The organism is Rhodobacter sp. NSM (assembly GCF_052244495.1).
In the GTDB taxonomy this organism is placed as follows: Bacteria; Pseudomonadota; Alphaproteobacteria; order Rhodobacterales; family Rhodobacteraceae; genus Cereibacter_A.
This window is the reverse complement of the sequence record NZ_JBQPXH010000011.1, coordinates 1-14,344: the sequence shown is the minus strand read 5'-3', so window position 1 is coordinate 14,344 and position 14,344 is coordinate 1. Positions and strand designations below refer to the sequence as shown.

Genomic DNA, 14,344 nt, shown 5'->3' with positions numbered 1-14,344 from the left:
GGCAGTGTTTCCGTGGGGGGACTGGTATGGTTAAGATAAAAGACAGGACCGTGGATCTGACGCCGCCGCCGGAGGTCGCCTCGGTGGCCGAGCGGGGGCTGGAGCTTCGGCGGAAGTACAAGCGCGGCGGAACGAACGTAGGCGTCGCCCGTGCCCGCGACCTGAAGGGAAGAAAGTCGCTTTCTCCGCAGACGATCAAGCGGATGGTGAATTTCTTCGACAGGCAGGAGGTGCACAAGGCCGATCGCAATTTCGGCAACGAGGAGGATCCCTCGCCGGAATATGTGGGCTGGCTTCTCTGGGGAGGCGATCCCGGGCGCGAATGGGCGCAGCGGAAAAAGGCCGAACTGGTCGACACGTCGATGAAGCCGAAGAACTGACGCGTCCCGCCATTCACCGACAAGGGAATGGCGGCATCCGCCCTGGCTTTGTGTGCCCGGGAACGCAGGCCTGTCCGCGCGGGATACCGGGAGGGCCGTGCGGGGCTTCTGGCCAAGCGGCGTGCGGCAGGCTAGGAGAGCGCATGGCTTTCCGCGCGACAGATCTCTCTCAGCTCATCGACCACGGCTTCGACGACGTGATCGACGTCCGTTCACCCGCCGAGTGGCAGGAAGACCGTGTGCCCGGGGCCATCAACCTTCCGGTCCTCGATAACGAGGAGCGGGCTCGCGTGGGCACGATCTACAAGCAGGTCAACCCTTTCTCGGCCCGGAAGATCGGTGCGGCCCTGGTTGCGCGCAACGCGGCGCGCCACATCGAGGAGGTGCTGGCCGACCGTCCGGGCGGATGGCAGCCGCTCGTCTATTGCTGGCGCGGAGGTCAGCGCTCGAATTCCTTCGCGATGATCCTCAGCCAGATCGGCTGGCGCGTCGAGGTGCTGGAGGGCGGCTACAAGGCTTGGCGGGGTCTCGTGTCGCGAGAGCTTTACGAGGCGCCGGTGCGGCCACCCGTCGTCGTTATCGACGGCAATACCGGCGCCGCGAAGACCGGCCTTCTGGGCCATCTCGCGGCCTTGGGGGTGCAGGTCCTCGACCTCGAAGGTCTCGCCAACCACCGTGGCTCGCTGTTCGGCGCGATGGCAGGCGGGCAGCCGGCGCAGCGCGGCTTCGAGAGCAGTCTGGCGGTTGCGCTGTCGCGGCTCGATCCGGCCCGGCCGGTGGTGGTCGAGGCAGAATCGAGCAAGGTGGGCGACGTCCGCCTGCCACCGGGCCTCTGGAAGGCCATGCGGAGCGCGCCGAGGATCGAGGTGTCGGCGCCACTTCCCGCGCGGGCTGCCTACCTCGTCCGCGCCTACCGCGATCTGGTGGAGGATGCGGAAAGGCTCGGACAGATCATCGAGTTGCTGCGACCGCTGCATCCGGCCAAGCTTATCGAGGATTGGCACGGAATGGCCGCGTCCGGCCGATACGAGGAACTGGCGGCGGGCCTGATGGAGCGGCACTACGACCCGCGCTACGTGAAGCACCGCGAGCGGTCGGGTGGCACCCGGGAGGTGGTGGAAGCCGAGACGCTGGATGACCTTCCCGCATTGGCCGCCCGGATTGCCGAGCGTGTCGAGCACGTGGCGGTGCGCTGAATGGGCGGCGGCCTCCGGGATCTGGTCCTTGTCGGCGGCGGACATGCCCATGCCCTGGTCCTGAACGCCTGGACCCCCATGGCCGACACACGGGTCACGCTGATCAACCCGGAGCCTTCGGCGCCCTACACCGGAATGCTGCCGGGCCATGTCGCCGGCCACTACACCCGCTCGGAGATGATGATCGATCTCGCCGCGCTGGTAGAGCGGAAGGGTGCGCGTCTCGTCCTCGATCGCGCCATCGGCCTCGATCCCCGCTCGCGCCGGATCCTCCTCGCCGAAGGCGCATCGCTGGACTACCACGTGGCCTCGATCGACACGGGCATTACCTCCGGCCTGCAGGTTCCGGGCGCGACCGACCATGCGGTGGCGGCCAAGCCGCTCGGACCGTTCTCCGACCGCTGGGACCATTTCGTGTCGAACTGTCCGCCCGAGCCGCGGATGGTGGTGATCGGCGGCGGAACCGGAGGGATCGAACTCGCCATGGCCGCCGCCTTCAGGTTGCAGGAGGCCGGCGCCCATCCCCGCATCACGGTGATCGAGCGGACATCCACTCCCCTGTCCGGCCTCGCCGCCGGAACGCGCAAGGCGCTTCTCGGCTGCGCAGCGCGGCTGGGTATCCGGCTGCTGACCCGTATCGAGGTCTCCCGGATCGAACCGGACGCGGTCCTCTGCACGGATGGGACCCGTCTGGAGTCGGACTTCACCCTCGCCGTGGCGGGGGCGCAGCCGCAGGAGTGGCTTGCCCGCACAGGTCTCGATCTCGAGGGCGGCTTCCTGCGGGTGGGGCCGACGCTGCAGACCTCCGATCCCGCCGTCTTTGCGGCCGGCGATTGCGCGCATCTCACACATGCGCCCCGCCCGAAGGCCGGCGTTTTCGCGGTTCGCGAGGCTCCGGTGCTGCGGTCAAATCTTGAGGCGGCCCTGAAGGGCGGGCAACTGCGGCAGTATCACCCGCAAAGGGATTATCTCAAGCTGATCTCCTGCGGAGGCCGTGTCGCCGTCGCCGACAAGTTCGGCCTGAGGCTCGAAGGGGCGTGGCTCTGGCGGTGGAAGGACCGGATCGACCGGAAATTCATGAGCCAGTTCCGGGCCTGACGGCAGCGGCAGGACCGGCCGCGGCAGGCTGAAATGCCTCGAACCATGGGACGGACCTTAGCACCGACCGCTCTCCCGGCGGGGTCGACTGCGCGTGTCAGCCGCAAAGGGTCAGCGACTGTTGCGCTCTGGCGAACGGGTCGCGGCCGAACCGCAAATCTGCACTGCGGATCAATCTGAAGAAATATCGTTCGGCCGCAACTCACCATCCGGTTGCGCGGGGTGCAGACGGGCGCTACGCTCGGGCCGATCATGAAATCCAGGCAACGCATCAGTATCGCCCAGACCCAGCGACTGCAGCTGAACCTTGGGCTCACGGCGTCGATCCGCGTGCTGAATGCCGATGCGGAAGGGCTTACACGTTATCTGGAAGAGCAGGCCGCGGAGAACCCCCATATCCAGCTCGAGCGCGTGCAGGCGACGGACTGGCTGCCCCGCTGGTCCGGAGTTCTTCCGCGCGGCGCCGGGGGCGGGCAGCCGCAGGACGACACGACGGCCGCAGCCGGGCCCAGCCTGATGGCGCATGTAATGGCACGGATCGACCGGCTCTTCCCGAGAAACCCCGGGCGGCGCATCGCCATCGCCCTCGCCGAGGGGCTGGAGCCGTCCGGCTGGCTCGGCCTCGACCCCGCGCGGGTGGCACAGGAATGCCAAGTCGCGACGGCCGAGGTGGAGGCCGTGCTGGCCACGCTCCAGAAGATCGAGCCTGCCGGCCTTTTCGCCCGAAACCTCGCCGACTGCCTCCGCTTGCAGGCGATCGAGGCCGGCTGCCTCGACGAGGTCCTGTCCACCATGCTTGATCACCTCGATCTGGTTGCGCAGGGAGCGTTCCCACGGCTTGCCCGCATCTGCGAGGTCGATGAAGCGGCGATTGCTGCCCGCTTGCGCCTCATCCGCGGTTTCAACCCGAAGCCGGGGGCGCAGTTCGATCCGGGTGCGGCTCCGGTGCGGGAACCCGACCTGATCGCCACGAAGACCGAGGCTGGCTGGGAGGTCGCGCTGAACCGATCCGCCTTGCCGTCGGTGCAGATCCGCAAGCCGGACAAGCGCCCCTCGACGCCGGTCGCCCGTGCCGCCTGGGCGCAGGCCCAGGCCGTCGGAAGGATGGTCGAGAGCCGGAACGCAACGCTCCTGCGTGTGGCCCGTGAAATCCTTGCCCGGCAGGAGGCTGCCCTCGACGAGGGCCCGGGGGCGCTGGCGCCCCTCACGATGTCCGACGTGGCCGAGGCCCTTGGCATCCACGAAAGCACGGTGAGTCGCGTCGTCTCGGGCACCTGCGTGGACACGCCGCGGGGGACGTGGTGGCTGCGGCGCATGTTCAGTGGCAGCGTGGCGGAGGGGGGGCCATCCGCCGCCGCGATCCGGGCTGCGATCTCGCGCCTCGTCGCGGGAGAGGACGCCAGCGCGCCCCTCTCCGACGGTGCGCTGGTCGAGGCGCTGGCGGCCGAGGGCATGGACCTCGCGCGCCGAACCGTCGCGAAATACCGCGAGATGCTCGGTATCCCTCCGGGACATCGCCGCCGCCGCCGCACCCGCGTCGCGTAAGTCCCCCGGGTCGCCTCCCCGCCACAGTTACGCTGAACGCTTTCTGATCGGCCCGGTGGCACCGCGTTCTCGCGCCTCGCGGCTTGCGATGAAACCGGCTCAGCCGGGCGCGGGCCCCATGCGGCGCGCCTGCCACGCCAGGTGCCAGAGCACCTGAGCGGCACGGCACGCGTTGTCACAGGGCGACCCGCGGCGGCTCCTGGACACGCATTCGGTTCCTTGTCACCACAACGGGCGTGAAGAGCGCGCAAACCAGCTTTTTTGCGCTTGACGCTCCATGGCTCATCCCATAGTGCAGCGTCCACCGATGGCGAGGTAGCTCAGCTGGTTAGAGCACACGACTCATAATCGTGGGGTCGGGGGTTCAAGTCCCCCCCTCGCCACCATCGGTTTCCAAGCACTTAGACCGAATCGCCGCCCTCTGGTCCGCGCCGTTTTACAGCGCGTTTTACAGCGGGCGTTCCGACTCCGTGCTTTTCGAGCTTCGCCACGGCGGATTCTCCCAAGCGACGATCCCGCCCGAGATAGTGCTTCGACAGGATCCCTTCGGCATCCTTGAGGCTGTGCCCGGTGAGCGCCGCGATCTCCGGAACGCTGCAGCCGGCGAGCGCGAGGAAGGTGACGGCCGTTCCCCGCAGATCGTGAAACGTCACGCCCTCAATGCCAGCGGAGGCCTGCGCCTTGCCGAAGCTCGTCTTGAAGCCGTCGCTGGTCCAGGGCTGGCCGCGCGAGGTCTCGCAGATGGTCAGGGTCCTGCGCCGCGCCCTCGCCTCCTCCATCGCCTCGCGCAACGGCTGGGCCACCGGAATCAGCATGTGCCGGCCGGTCTTGCTCTGGCGCAGCCGAATCGCCTTTCCATCGTAGGCCGTCCATGAGAGCTGGAGGATGTCGGCCTGGCGCTGCCCGGTCCAGATCGCCAGCAGGAACGGCAGGCGGACCGGCCGCGGCGCCGCGGCGAGGAAGGCCGCGATCTGCGCCTCGGTCCAGATCGAGTCGGCGCGTGAGCCCGTATAGAGCCGGCCGGGCTTCTCGCAGGGGTTCACCGGGATCTTCCGCCGGTCGTGCGCCCAGGACAGGATCCGGGCGAGGACGCTGAAGGCATAGTCCGCGCTGCGCTTGCTCTTCTGCGCCAGCCGGTCGCGCCAGTCGAGGAACTCGCCCCGGACGCGCGGATCGGCCAGCGCCTGCACCGGCATGTCGCCGAAGTCGGCCTCGATCTGGCGGATATGACGGATGTAGCCCTTCCGGGTCGCCTCGGCGAGATCGGTGAAGGCCGGCGTCTTCTGATAGGCCGTGATCAACGCTTGCAGCGTGCCGTCGTGATGCACGGGCCGGTCCCGCGCCGCGTGGGCGGCGTTATAGGCCGCCACGAACTCGGCGCTTCCGGGGGCCGCGTCGATCCTCGGGCCGCCGCGCCACGCATAGTGGTAGACGGCGATCCTGCCGTTCGCCAACTTGCGGCGGACCCTATGAACGCCCTTCAACTCGACCTTCACGTTTTGCCTTCCATGCTCCGAATGCGTCGTCGACCGGCGGTGCCTTCGTGCTCTCGCGGATCACGATGCGCCCGTCCGGCATGATCTCGCAGGCCCCGACATCCATGCCGGCATTCTTGGCCGCGCGGATCGCGCGGGTCAGGTCCACCTGACGGAAGGAGGCCCGCCTCATGGCGCGGCACCCGATCCGGGCGCCGCCGCATGAGGCTCATTCCGGCAGAGGTCCCCCTCCGCCGGCTCGTCCTCCGCCGCGAGAGCACTCCAGTCGGTCGGATCCCAGACCGCCCCGAGCCCTTTGCATTCCCGGCACCCAATCACCAGAACGCAGCCGAATACCGGATCGGTGCCCGCTGACGGATAGCCTTCATCGGTTGCGTAGCAGCCGGTGCAGGACACCCACGCACCGCAGTCCTCGATCAGGACGCGCGCAATATCGTCCGCGATGGCCTGCCACGTCGCGGGCACTGCCTCTCGGGAGCATTCCCGTTGCGCCCGCTCCCGCGCGAGCTCGGCCCGCGACACGATCTCGGCCAGATCCAGAGCATCCGTCATCCCTCCCCCTCCGGCCAGTCGAGCTCTGCCGGCACCCAGACGTCGATCTTCGCGCAGTCCTCGCGGCTGAGACCGAGAGCCTCGCGCGTGGCGGGATCCGCGAAGAGCGCCTCGAGGCGCTTAGCCTTCTCGCCCTTCTTCAGGTTCTGGAAGCTCTGATGCAGCGGATCCGCCTCGGGCGCCGGCACGAGCTCGCTCCAGAGCCGGTCGAGATAGCCCGCGCTGCAGCGGCCGAGGAAGCCCTGGGCGGTCGGCGTCCAGATCCGGCGCACTTCGACCCCGAGCTGGCGCGCGAGCGCGGCCGAGAGGCCGGAGCTGCCGGTGCAGAAGGTCCGTGCCAGCGCCTCGGTCAGGATCTGGTTGCGATGCTTCTTGCCCTGCGCCCGGAAGGCCTCGAACTCGGCCGGGGTGCCGTCCGGCCCGAGGCTCGTGTCGGGCTCGAGCCGCGCCGCGAGCCGCGGCGGGAAGCGCGTGCCCTCCCCCTGCTCCGGTGCGATCGGCTGGTCGGTCGGCGAGATCGCGAGCGGGCGCGCCCAGGGGCGGAGACCCGCGCCGAGCGACCAGGCGAGAAGGTCGAGCATGAGCTCGGACTGGTCCATCAGCCGCGCCTGCAGCGCTCCGAGCCGGATCCGGTGCAGGTCCTCGATCAGCGATTGCGGCAGGTCGGGCGCCGCCTCGGCCGCGCCCCGCGGGACCGCCCGCGGCTGCTGATAGGCCCGCTCGACCGAGAGTCCTTCCCGGCTGCTGCAATAGACGAAGATCCCGGCCGAGGCGCGCTGCGCGTCGGTGAAGCCGCCCGCGCGCCGGGCTTCGAGCTCGGCCATGCGCGCGCAGCCGGCCTCGTCGAGGGTGTCGTCGGCCTCGCGTTCCTCGAGCGCCGCGAGCTCCGCTTCCTCTCCCTCCGAGAGCTTCCCCGGACGGGCATGGAGCCGCACCAGCTTCTGCGTCGCGGTCCAGGAGACGTACTCCTCCGGCACCCACGTCGCCCATTCCCAACCCTCTTCCACGCGGTTCCGCTCGGCCTCGGCCGCGCCCTTCTCGGCGAAGAGCCGGTCGAGAAGCGCCTCGTCCTCCAGAAGCGTCCGGTCGGCGAAGAGATCGCGCTGAGAGGTTCCGCCGGCGGCGAGATAGGCCTCGAGCCCCACGAAGACCGCGCGCCGGTCGGTCGAGGGCACGGTCCCGGGCGTGAGCTCGCGCCGGACCTGCTCCGGCCGCACGTCGCGCCCGCGCACCGAAGCGAGAACTTCGAGGCAGCGCTCGCCGCTCGGCGCCAGCGTCAGCGCCTTCGCCATCTCGAGCGAGATCTCGTTCGCCCGCAGCGCCGCCAGCGCCTCGGCCGGCAGGTCCGCGAGCTTCAGCCGCCGTTCGACATGGGCCTCGGAGCGCGCGAAGCTGCGCGCGATCCGCGACAGGCTCGCGCCGCGCTCGCGCATGGCGGCATAGGCGCGGACCTCGTCGGCCGGGTGCAGCGCCGAGCGGGCGCTGTTCTCGGTGCCGGCCCAGGCCACCGCCTCCTGCAGGTCGGCCGTCACCTTCACCGGCACCGGATCTATCGGAATGAGATCCGGGGGCCTGCTCCAGCCCTCGGCCGCGAGGAGCTGCAGCGCGCGGAGCCGGGTGCCGCCGCCCACGATCTCGATGCCCGTGGGTGTCAGATGGCCGATCAGGTTCTGCAGGAGCCCCGCGACGGCGAGGCTCTCGGCCATGGCCTCGACCTCCTCGGCCGCGATCTCCTGACGACTGTTCAGGGGCGAGAGCCGGAGCTCGGCGAGCGGGATGAGGCGCAGATCGCCTCGGGAAGCGAAGTCCTTAGCCATGCGGGATGCCCTTCATGCAGATCTTCTCCGGCGCGCCGGAGCGCGGGCCAGGGCCCGGGCCGCGGGGACGCCGGGCAGGTTGAACGGAAGCTGCGCGGATCGCCCGCCGCGCCGGGGGTGGCTCAGGCCATGCCGAGCGCGGCCTTGTAGAGATCGAGGAGCGTCTCCTCCTCGGCGATGTCGTCAGGGGTGCGCCTGCGGAGGACCACGATCATCCTGAGGATCTTCGGCGCGTAGCCCCTGCCCTTCGCCTCGGCCATCAGCTCCTTCTGCTGGCCGCCGATCTCCTTCTTCTCCGCCTCGAGCTGCTCGTAGCGCTCGATGAACTGACGGAGCTCGTCGGCCGCGACCTGATAGGCGGCCTCCGCCACGGCGCAGTCGGCCGGCGTCTCCTTCATCGGCGGCTTGCGGATCCGGCCGCTGTCGATGGCGGCCGTCATGCGGTCGAGGTCGGCCGCGTTGAGGCTGTCGATCGGAACGGGATGCGCACGCGGCGCGGGTTGCGGGGCGGCCTCCATCACATCCCCCGCATGGCGCTGGCCTGCTGGCGCATGGTCTCGGCCACGTCGGTAGCGTGCGCCCAGAGCACGGTGGCGACGAACAGAAATCCCAGGAGCGCCAGCGCCCCCACCAGAAAGCCGGTCAGGTTCGGCCCGAGCGGGCTCGGCCTGCTCGTGCGGAAGGCGGGCCGCGGCCGGGCGCGGTGCAGCGGGCGGCCGATGGCGACGGCCAGCTCGTGTTCCGTCAGCAGGCGGCTGGCGGCCTCGCGGGTCTCGGGCGTGGGCGCATGCTCGGCACGATGGCGCACGGCATTCAGATCGCGGGGCGTCAGGGGCATGGACCTGCGGCGACGCATCAACTGAGGACAACTAGGGTCATGTCGCATAGATCGCTCTCCGTGAATTTGACAGAGCGATCTTGTTCGGATAATTCCGAATGTCAAGCCGGATTGTCGGATATTTCCGAACTATGCGACAGCGTCAGTCGGTCGCATCCGAACCGAATCGGTTGCCGCAACTGCCTCAAAGGTTAAGCCCGCCGAGCTCCTTTCTACAATTCTGGTAATTTTCATGACCGAGCCGCTGACGAGTTCCGACATCGCCTCCCTATCCAGCCTGCAGCAAAAGAAGCTGCTGGCCGAGGTGCTGCTCAGTCTAGGCGCCAGGCTTTCGCGACCTGCGCCAGCCGCTTCTGTTCAGCCGGCGGAAGCATCTGATACGCCCGAAGAAGCTCAGACTGCGCCTGAAGCTGGTCCCGCGTGAGGAACATGTCGCTCAACGGAACCCCCAAGCCGTCAGCCAAGGCCGCTATGGTCTTTAGCCGCGGACTCTCGCTGCGCCCGTCCAGGATGTCGTAAACGGTTGAGCGGCCGAGCTTGCACTTCTTTCCAAGAGCGAGTGCACTCATGTCCCTTTCCTTGAGCAGGCGCTCAAGGTTCTCCGCCACCAGCTGAGATATCGGGTCCCGATCCATGGGTTCGGGGTTATCCGAATTCCGTACAGCCGCAATGCGGAAATTTCCGAATCCACCCCCTTGCCGGTTGTTCGGAAGTTTCATAACTTCTCCGCATGCAGCTGGACCAGAACGATCTCATCAACACGATTACGACCTACTTGGACGCAACCGGCATGCCGCCGACGCGCTTCGGGAAGGCCGTGGCAAACGACGCAAGTTTGGTCGCTAGCCTGAAGGCGGGCCGTGACCCACGCCGATCCACGGTGCGGCGCATCCTGTCTTTCATTGAGGACAACCCTCCGACCGAAAATAGAGGGGCAGCATGATGTATCCCGCCGCCCCCCTCGCACTTCATCAAATCGCTTCGTCATCGAAAGCCTCTGGTCGGGTTCAGGATGGAGCAATCATGTCAGGAAAGTCCCCCGGAAAGTCTTCCGCCAAGCGGGAGGCGATGACCTATCGCGCCTTCTTTGCGGCGCGCTGGTCGCGCTTCGTGCGCGAGAACTTCGACAGTCCCGAGCATGCGGCCATGACCTTCGGTGTCGACGGATCGACGGCCCGCAAATGGTGGGACGGCAGTCATTCCCCCAGCGGGTTCGTCGTCGGCCTCGCCTACCAGAATTTCCCCGCAGAGGCGGCGACAACCCTACAGGCACAGGAATGATCACGATCATGCGCAAGGTCCTCGTGGCCGAAATCATGGCAGCCATCCACCTCGGTGCGGTGGCGGACTTCTGGGCGGCTCATGCCCGGAAGCGCTTGGGAAAACTTTCCCAACACTTTCCGCAGGACGCCTCTTGCGACGCGGAGGACCAATCCTTCGGGCAGGAGGGCACGGCAGAGCATCATGACCGGGCGTACGGCCCCTATCGCCTACCCTCGGGCTGGTGGCTCGTGCCCTCCGTTCTCGCCGGCTCTGCGATCCTCGCCACGGCTCTCGGGAGCCTTCTGTGACCGCCGCCGCGCCCTTGCCTGTACAGGACGCGGCCACTTCGCCGGGGGCTGCGGCCTCCGGCGCTTTTCGATCGAACGGCTGGGCCGCGCTGCGGCGCCATCCCGCGGGCCGCGCGGATCTGCTGCGCTGGCATGCCGATCCGGCGCTCGTCGCGCGGCATGCGCGCTGGGGCCGGCCGGTCTATCTGGCGACCCCTTACACGCTCCGCGCCGTCGGCCCGGACGGGTGCTGGTCGCGGGATCAGTCCGAGACCGCCATGGCCGAGGCGGCGCGCGAGGTGGCGCGGCTCCTCGAGGTCGGCGTCACCGCGATCTCGCCCGTCGTCCTCTCGGCCGCCGCGCTCCATGCCACCATGTTCCCCCGGCTCCGGATCGATCCGTTCAACCCCGTCCTCTGGGAGGACTGGTGCCGCCCCATCCTCTCCGTCTGCGCCGCCGTCGTGGTCCCCGAGATCCGCGGCTGGGCGCAATCCTCCGGCATCCGCCACGAGGTCCAGAGCGCCCTCGCCGCCCAGGTGCCCGTCTTCATCTATGGAGGCCTGCCATGACGAAGCCCGAGCGCTTCGAATGCCGCGCGGGAGGTGCCCGTGCCGCATGACCGACTGACCGAGCCCGCGACCGAGCCCCCGACCGAGATCCTCGGCGACTTCTGGGAATATCCGCTGGCCTTCGGCGACACGCTCTCGAGCCACGAATGGGTGCCCTTGCACATCAACCGCCTCCTCACTTCCCGCTTCGTCGCCCGGGCGCTGGCCGAGAACCGGCGCGCCGACATCGGCACCGCCCTCCTCCTCTGGTGCGAGGCCTTCCGGCAGGACCCGGCCGGGACGCTCCCCGACGACGATCTCGAGCTCGCCCGCCTCGCGGGCTACGGCGCGGATCTCGAGAGCTGGCGCGCCGCGCGGGAGGGTGCGCTCTACGGCTGGCGCGAGACCCATATCTCGAACCAGGAGGAGGCTCCGGGCAACCGCCGGCTCGGCCATGTGATGATCGCGGGCATCGCCCGCGACATGCACCGCCGGAAGCGCGGGCGCGATCAGGCGCGGACGGAAGGCTCCAAGGCCGTGGCGCGGACGCGGGTGAAGAAGAAGCTCATCGAGATCAAATGCGGCCGCGCGGCCGAGAGCCCGGACGTGGTGATCGCCATCGCGGACTGGCTCGGCGAGCGGGATCTCTACATCACGACGGACAATGTGCGGGCGGCCTTCGAGGCCACGCGCGGCGGGCCCAAGCTCGTGCAGGTCCAATGAGTTACAGCTGTAATCGACTGTAATCGACTGCAATCCTTACAGTCATTTACAGCAATTTTCAGGGCCGGAACTGTAATTGCCCCACAGGACAGGACAGGACCCGACAAAACAGAACCTGACAAGACATCCCTTCTGCAGGGGTGAGAAGATCGGGCGGTGGCGAGACGGCAGGCGTGGCTGGCTGAGAAAGGGATGGCCATGACGAAGGCAGAGGAGCGGGCGCGGGTGAAGGCGCTGGTGGTGGACCGGCTGGAGCAGGCCGGGATGGTGAGGCGGCGCGGCACGGCGGCCGCGGCGCATGAGGCGGCAATGGCGCGGCTCTGCGAGCAGCTGGGCTACATGGGCGAGGAGAACCTCATGACGTTGGCCGAGGTGCTGATCGACAGCGCGGCAGATGGCGTCTGGCCCTCCGAGGTGCTGATCCGGCAGTTCGCGCGCGCCATTGAGGAGCCACCGCCGGCCGAGCGGCGGCTGGTCTCCAGTTGGCTCGCCTCGGTCGAAGGGCCGAAGGCCGAGGCCGGCGGGCATCTGGTCGAGCTTTACCGCTGGCTGCTCAAACACCCCCGCCCGCCGCTCGCGATGGACCTGCGCGAGATCCGGGACCAGGCGCAGGACAACGCGCGCCGCTGCGAGCTGATCCGCGACCGGATCGACCGGGAGACGGTGAGCCGGGAGGATCGTGACTGGCTCGAGCTCTATCTCCGCGACCGGGCGCAGGCCCGCGCGCTGGTCGACGCCGGCCGCGGCCGGAAGGAAGGGGCGGCGGCATGATCGGCGGCGCGGTGGACATGATGCGGGCAGAGCCGGTGCGGACGAGCGGACAGCAAAAACAACAAGAACAAGGACAGGGGTGCCGCATGAAGGGCGCGAAGGGCCGGAAGGCCATGAAGGCGAAGCTGGTGAGCCTGAAGCTCGCGCCGTGGGATCTCGGGCCGCTCACGCCCGCGCAGATCGCGGGCAAGCGGATCGAGGAGGTGGCCGAGGTCGATCCGAAGACAGGGAAGACGAGCAACCCGAACCGGGTGATCCGCACGAGGCGCGAGACCTGGGTCGGGCGCTACCACCGGCAGGGAAAGCTCTCAGTGGAGCAGGCCAACATCGCGGCCGAGCTCTTCGAGGCGGCCTCGGGCATGCCGGCCCGCGATCCGCTGGCCGCCATCGTCCGCGTCGATACCAGCGGCACCCATGATCCCGAGGCCGAGCGGGTGGACCGGCGCCGCAAGTTCTTCCGCATGTGGGAGGAGATCCCCGCCTTCGCCCGACCCGTCATTCAGCATGTCGTTCTGGACGATCAGTCGCTCCGCAGCCTGCCCGGGCGGCTCAACAGCCGGCACGAGGCCCGCCAGCTCGACCGGCTTCAGCGGGGCCTGGAGGCCCTCCACGAAGCCTGGAGCTGACACCCGCTTGACGCGGCCCGTTCGGTTCGGCAGATTGCCATCATCGAAGACAAGCGCCCGGCGAGCCCCAAGCTCTCCGGGCGTTTTTGCTGGCCACCTCCTGAGCAGCAATGGCCGTGATGCTGTCACACGGGAGATCTGCAAGAGCCCATAGTCGATGGCCGGCCCACCTGCTATCAGAGGTGCATGAGGAAATACGGCCGCACTTTCCATCTCCCGATCTCGCCCGGTGCGACCAGCGATGACAAAAGGATGGTGTCGCTCGAAGGTCTCATCGTGGAAGCCCTCGTCATCACGGAAAAGATGGATGGGGAGAATACGACCATCCACGCTGGCGGCTCGCACGCTCGGAGCCCTGACAGTCGCTATCACCCGTCGCGGGACTGGCTGAAGGCGTTCGCCGCTGGCGTATCCCCGCAGATGTCCGAGAGCGAACGGATCGTTGGCGAGAACCTCTATGCTCGTCACTCGGTCAGCTATGACAGGCTCCCGTCTTACTTCCTCGGCTTCGCGTGGATCGTCGACGAAATCGTTCAACCTTGGGACGCGACACTGGCGCGGTTCAGTGAGCTGGGCATCCAACCGGTGCCGACGCTCTATCGCGGAGCGTATCGAGATGGCCTGCTGGAAGAAATAGCGGCGGCTTTGGATCTGGACCGGCAAGAAGGTTTCGTCGCCCGGGATGCCCGGTCATTCCCGGAGGATGAGATCCCGCGCCGAATGGGAAAATACGTTCGCGCTGACCATGTCCAATCAGATATTCACTGGACGAAGGCGCCCACTGTCGTAAATGGGCTCGCCCAAAGTTAGTGGCAGCTTCCTCCGCGTGGTCCGCAACGCCTTCACCCGCAGGCCCGGCTCTTCCTCTGCTTTTTCTTGTGGATAATGGGCTTCGCTTTGGAGCCCTCCCCTTGATCCGCAAACTCTGCTGCGCACCGGGCTGCGAGGAGCTCGCGCCGGCCGGCCAGGCGCACTGCCCCGACCATGCCGCCGAGGCCGAGGCGAAGGTCCGCAGCCGGAAAGCTCGAGCCAAGGCCGGCGCCGCGGCGCGGGCAGGCACCGCCTTCTACGCCACCGGCCGATGGCGGCGGGCGCGGGCGCGCTTCCTTGCGACCCATCCGCTCTGCGCCGACTGCGCCGGGCTCGGGCTCGTGGTGGCCGCGGCCGAGGTCGATCACATCCGGCCGCACCGCGGCGACCCGCT

General features: G+C 68.4%; 19 protein-coding genes and 1 tRNA gene. 13 read left to right on the top strand and 7 right to left on the bottom strand.

Translation table 11 applies throughout. From position 1 onward, the window contains the following. The first annotated feature begins 50 nt into the window (after positions 1-50). From ACTVZP_RS17330 to ACTVZP_RS17310, 5 genes are all read left to right on the top strand, one after another. Positions 51-380: a hypothetical protein gene (locus ACTVZP_RS17330; RefSeq protein WP_443213417.1), complete on the top strand. Its 330-nt coding sequence runs from the start codon at positions 51-53 to the stop codon at positions 378-380. A gap of 143 nt (positions 381-523) precedes the next feature. Continuing rightward, positions 524-1,576 carry a tRNA 2-selenouridine(34) synthase MnmH gene (gene mnmH, locus ACTVZP_RS17325; RefSeq protein WP_443213416.1) on the top strand — a complete coding sequence of 351 codons (1,053 nt, stop codon included), beginning with the start codon at positions 524-526 and terminating at the stop codon, positions 1,574-1,576. Further along, entirely contained in the window at positions 1,577-2,674 is a 1,098-nt protein-coding gene (locus ACTVZP_RS17320; RefSeq protein WP_443213415.1) for an FAD-dependent oxidoreductase, read from the top strand. Positions 2,675-2,926: 252 nt separating this feature from the next. Beyond that, entirely contained in the window at positions 2,927-4,219 is a 1,293-nt protein-coding gene (gene rpoN / locus ACTVZP_RS17315) for an RNA polymerase factor sigma-54 (RefSeq protein WP_443213414.1), read from the top strand. Positions 4,220-4,528: 309 nt separating this feature from the next. Continuing rightward, a tRNA-Met gene (locus tag ACTVZP_RS17310) sits at positions 4,529-4,605 on the top strand. Between the two features lie 15 nt (positions 4,606-4,620). On the opposite strand, the gene ACTVZP_RS17305 is transcribed toward ACTVZP_RS17310, so the two are convergent. The 7 genes from ACTVZP_RS17305 to ACTVZP_RS17275 form a co-directional block, all read right to left on the bottom strand. Further along, a complete protein-coding gene (locus ACTVZP_RS17305) occupies positions 4,621-5,715 on the bottom strand; it encodes a tyrosine-type recombinase/integrase (protein WP_443213413.1) in 1,095 nt (364 codons plus the stop codon). Further along, positions 5,687-5,887: a hypothetical protein gene (locus ACTVZP_RS17300; protein WP_012641281.1), complete on the bottom strand. Its 201-nt coding sequence runs from the start codon at positions 5,885-5,887 to the stop codon at positions 5,687-5,689. The genes ACTVZP_RS17305 and ACTVZP_RS17300 overlap by 29 nt, the downstream gene beginning before the upstream one ends. Then, complete coding sequence (locus ACTVZP_RS17295) at positions 5,884-6,267, bottom strand: hypothetical protein (protein WP_443213412.1); 384 nt, start codon at positions 6,265-6,267, stop codon at positions 5,884-5,886. The genes ACTVZP_RS17300 and ACTVZP_RS17295 overlap by 4 nt, the downstream gene beginning before the upstream one ends. Then, positions 6,264-8,084 (bottom strand): ParB/RepB/Spo0J family partition protein, encoded by a 1,821-nt coding sequence (locus tag ACTVZP_RS17290; RefSeq protein ID WP_443213411.1) that lies wholly within the window; start codon positions 8,082-8,084, stop codon positions 6,264-6,266. Before ACTVZP_RS17290 ends, ACTVZP_RS17295 begins: the two co-directional genes overlap by 4 nt. A 122-nt stretch (positions 8,085-8,206) precedes the next feature. Next, a complete protein-coding gene (locus ACTVZP_RS17285; RefSeq protein ID WP_443213410.1) occupies positions 8,207-8,602 on the bottom strand; it encodes a DUF2312 domain-containing protein in 396 nt (131 codons plus the stop codon). Beyond that, a complete protein-coding gene (locus ACTVZP_RS17280; RefSeq protein WP_443213474.1) occupies positions 8,602-8,940 on the bottom strand; it encodes a hypothetical protein in 339 nt (112 codons plus the stop codon). The genes ACTVZP_RS17285 and ACTVZP_RS17280 overlap by 1 nt, the downstream gene beginning before the upstream one ends. Positions 8,941-9,233: 293 nt before the next feature. Further along, the gene (locus ACTVZP_RS17275; RefSeq protein ID WP_443213409.1) at positions 9,234-9,641 is read right to left on the bottom strand and encodes a helix-turn-helix domain-containing protein; all 408 of its coding nucleotides are present in this window, start codon (positions 9,639-9,641) and stop codon (positions 9,234-9,236) included. Positions 9,642-9,945: 304 nt separating this feature from the next. Here ACTVZP_RS17275 and ACTVZP_RS17270 point away from each other — a divergent pair, with 304 nt between their 5' ends. The 8 genes from ACTVZP_RS17270 to ACTVZP_RS17235 form a co-directional block, all read left to right on the top strand. Beyond that, the gene (locus ACTVZP_RS17270; protein ID WP_227471926.1) at positions 9,946-10,203 is read left to right on the top strand and encodes a hypothetical protein; all 258 of its coding nucleotides are present in this window, start codon (positions 9,946-9,948) and stop codon (positions 10,201-10,203) included. Next, positions 10,200-10,493 (top strand): hypothetical protein, encoded by a 294-nt coding sequence (locus ACTVZP_RS17265; protein WP_443213408.1) that lies wholly within the window; start codon positions 10,200-10,202, stop codon positions 10,491-10,493. The genes ACTVZP_RS17270 and ACTVZP_RS17265 overlap by 4 nt, the downstream gene beginning before the upstream one ends. Then, positions 10,490-11,041, top strand: a complete 552-nt coding sequence (locus ACTVZP_RS17260; protein ID WP_443213407.1) for a DUF1937 family protein — start codon at positions 10,490-10,492, stop codon at positions 11,039-11,041. The genes ACTVZP_RS17265 and ACTVZP_RS17260 overlap by 4 nt, the downstream gene beginning before the upstream one ends. Before the next feature lie 39 nt (positions 11,042-11,080). Further along, entirely contained in the window at positions 11,081-11,743 is a 663-nt protein-coding gene (locus ACTVZP_RS17255; RefSeq protein WP_443213406.1) for a DUF1376 domain-containing protein, read from the top strand. Between the two features lie 192 nt (positions 11,744-11,935). Next, positions 11,936-12,514 (top strand): hypothetical protein, encoded by a 579-nt coding sequence (locus ACTVZP_RS17250; protein ID WP_443213405.1) that lies wholly within the window; start codon positions 11,936-11,938, stop codon positions 12,512-12,514. A gap of 86 nt (positions 12,515-12,600) precedes the next feature. Beyond that, positions 12,601-13,140: a hypothetical protein gene (locus ACTVZP_RS17245; protein WP_443213404.1), complete on the top strand. Its 540-nt coding sequence runs from the start codon at positions 12,601-12,603 to the stop codon at positions 13,138-13,140. A 186-nt stretch (positions 13,141-13,326) separates the two neighbouring features. Continuing rightward, positions 13,327-13,950, top strand: coding sequence for an RNA ligase family protein (locus ACTVZP_RS17240; RefSeq protein WP_443213403.1), 624 nt, complete (start codon positions 13,327-13,329; stop codon positions 13,948-13,950). A gap of 101 nt (positions 13,951-14,051) precedes the next feature. Next, positions 14,052-14,344: HNH endonuclease (locus tag ACTVZP_RS17235; protein WP_443213402.1), on the top strand; the 293-nt coding region annotated here is incomplete at its 3' end.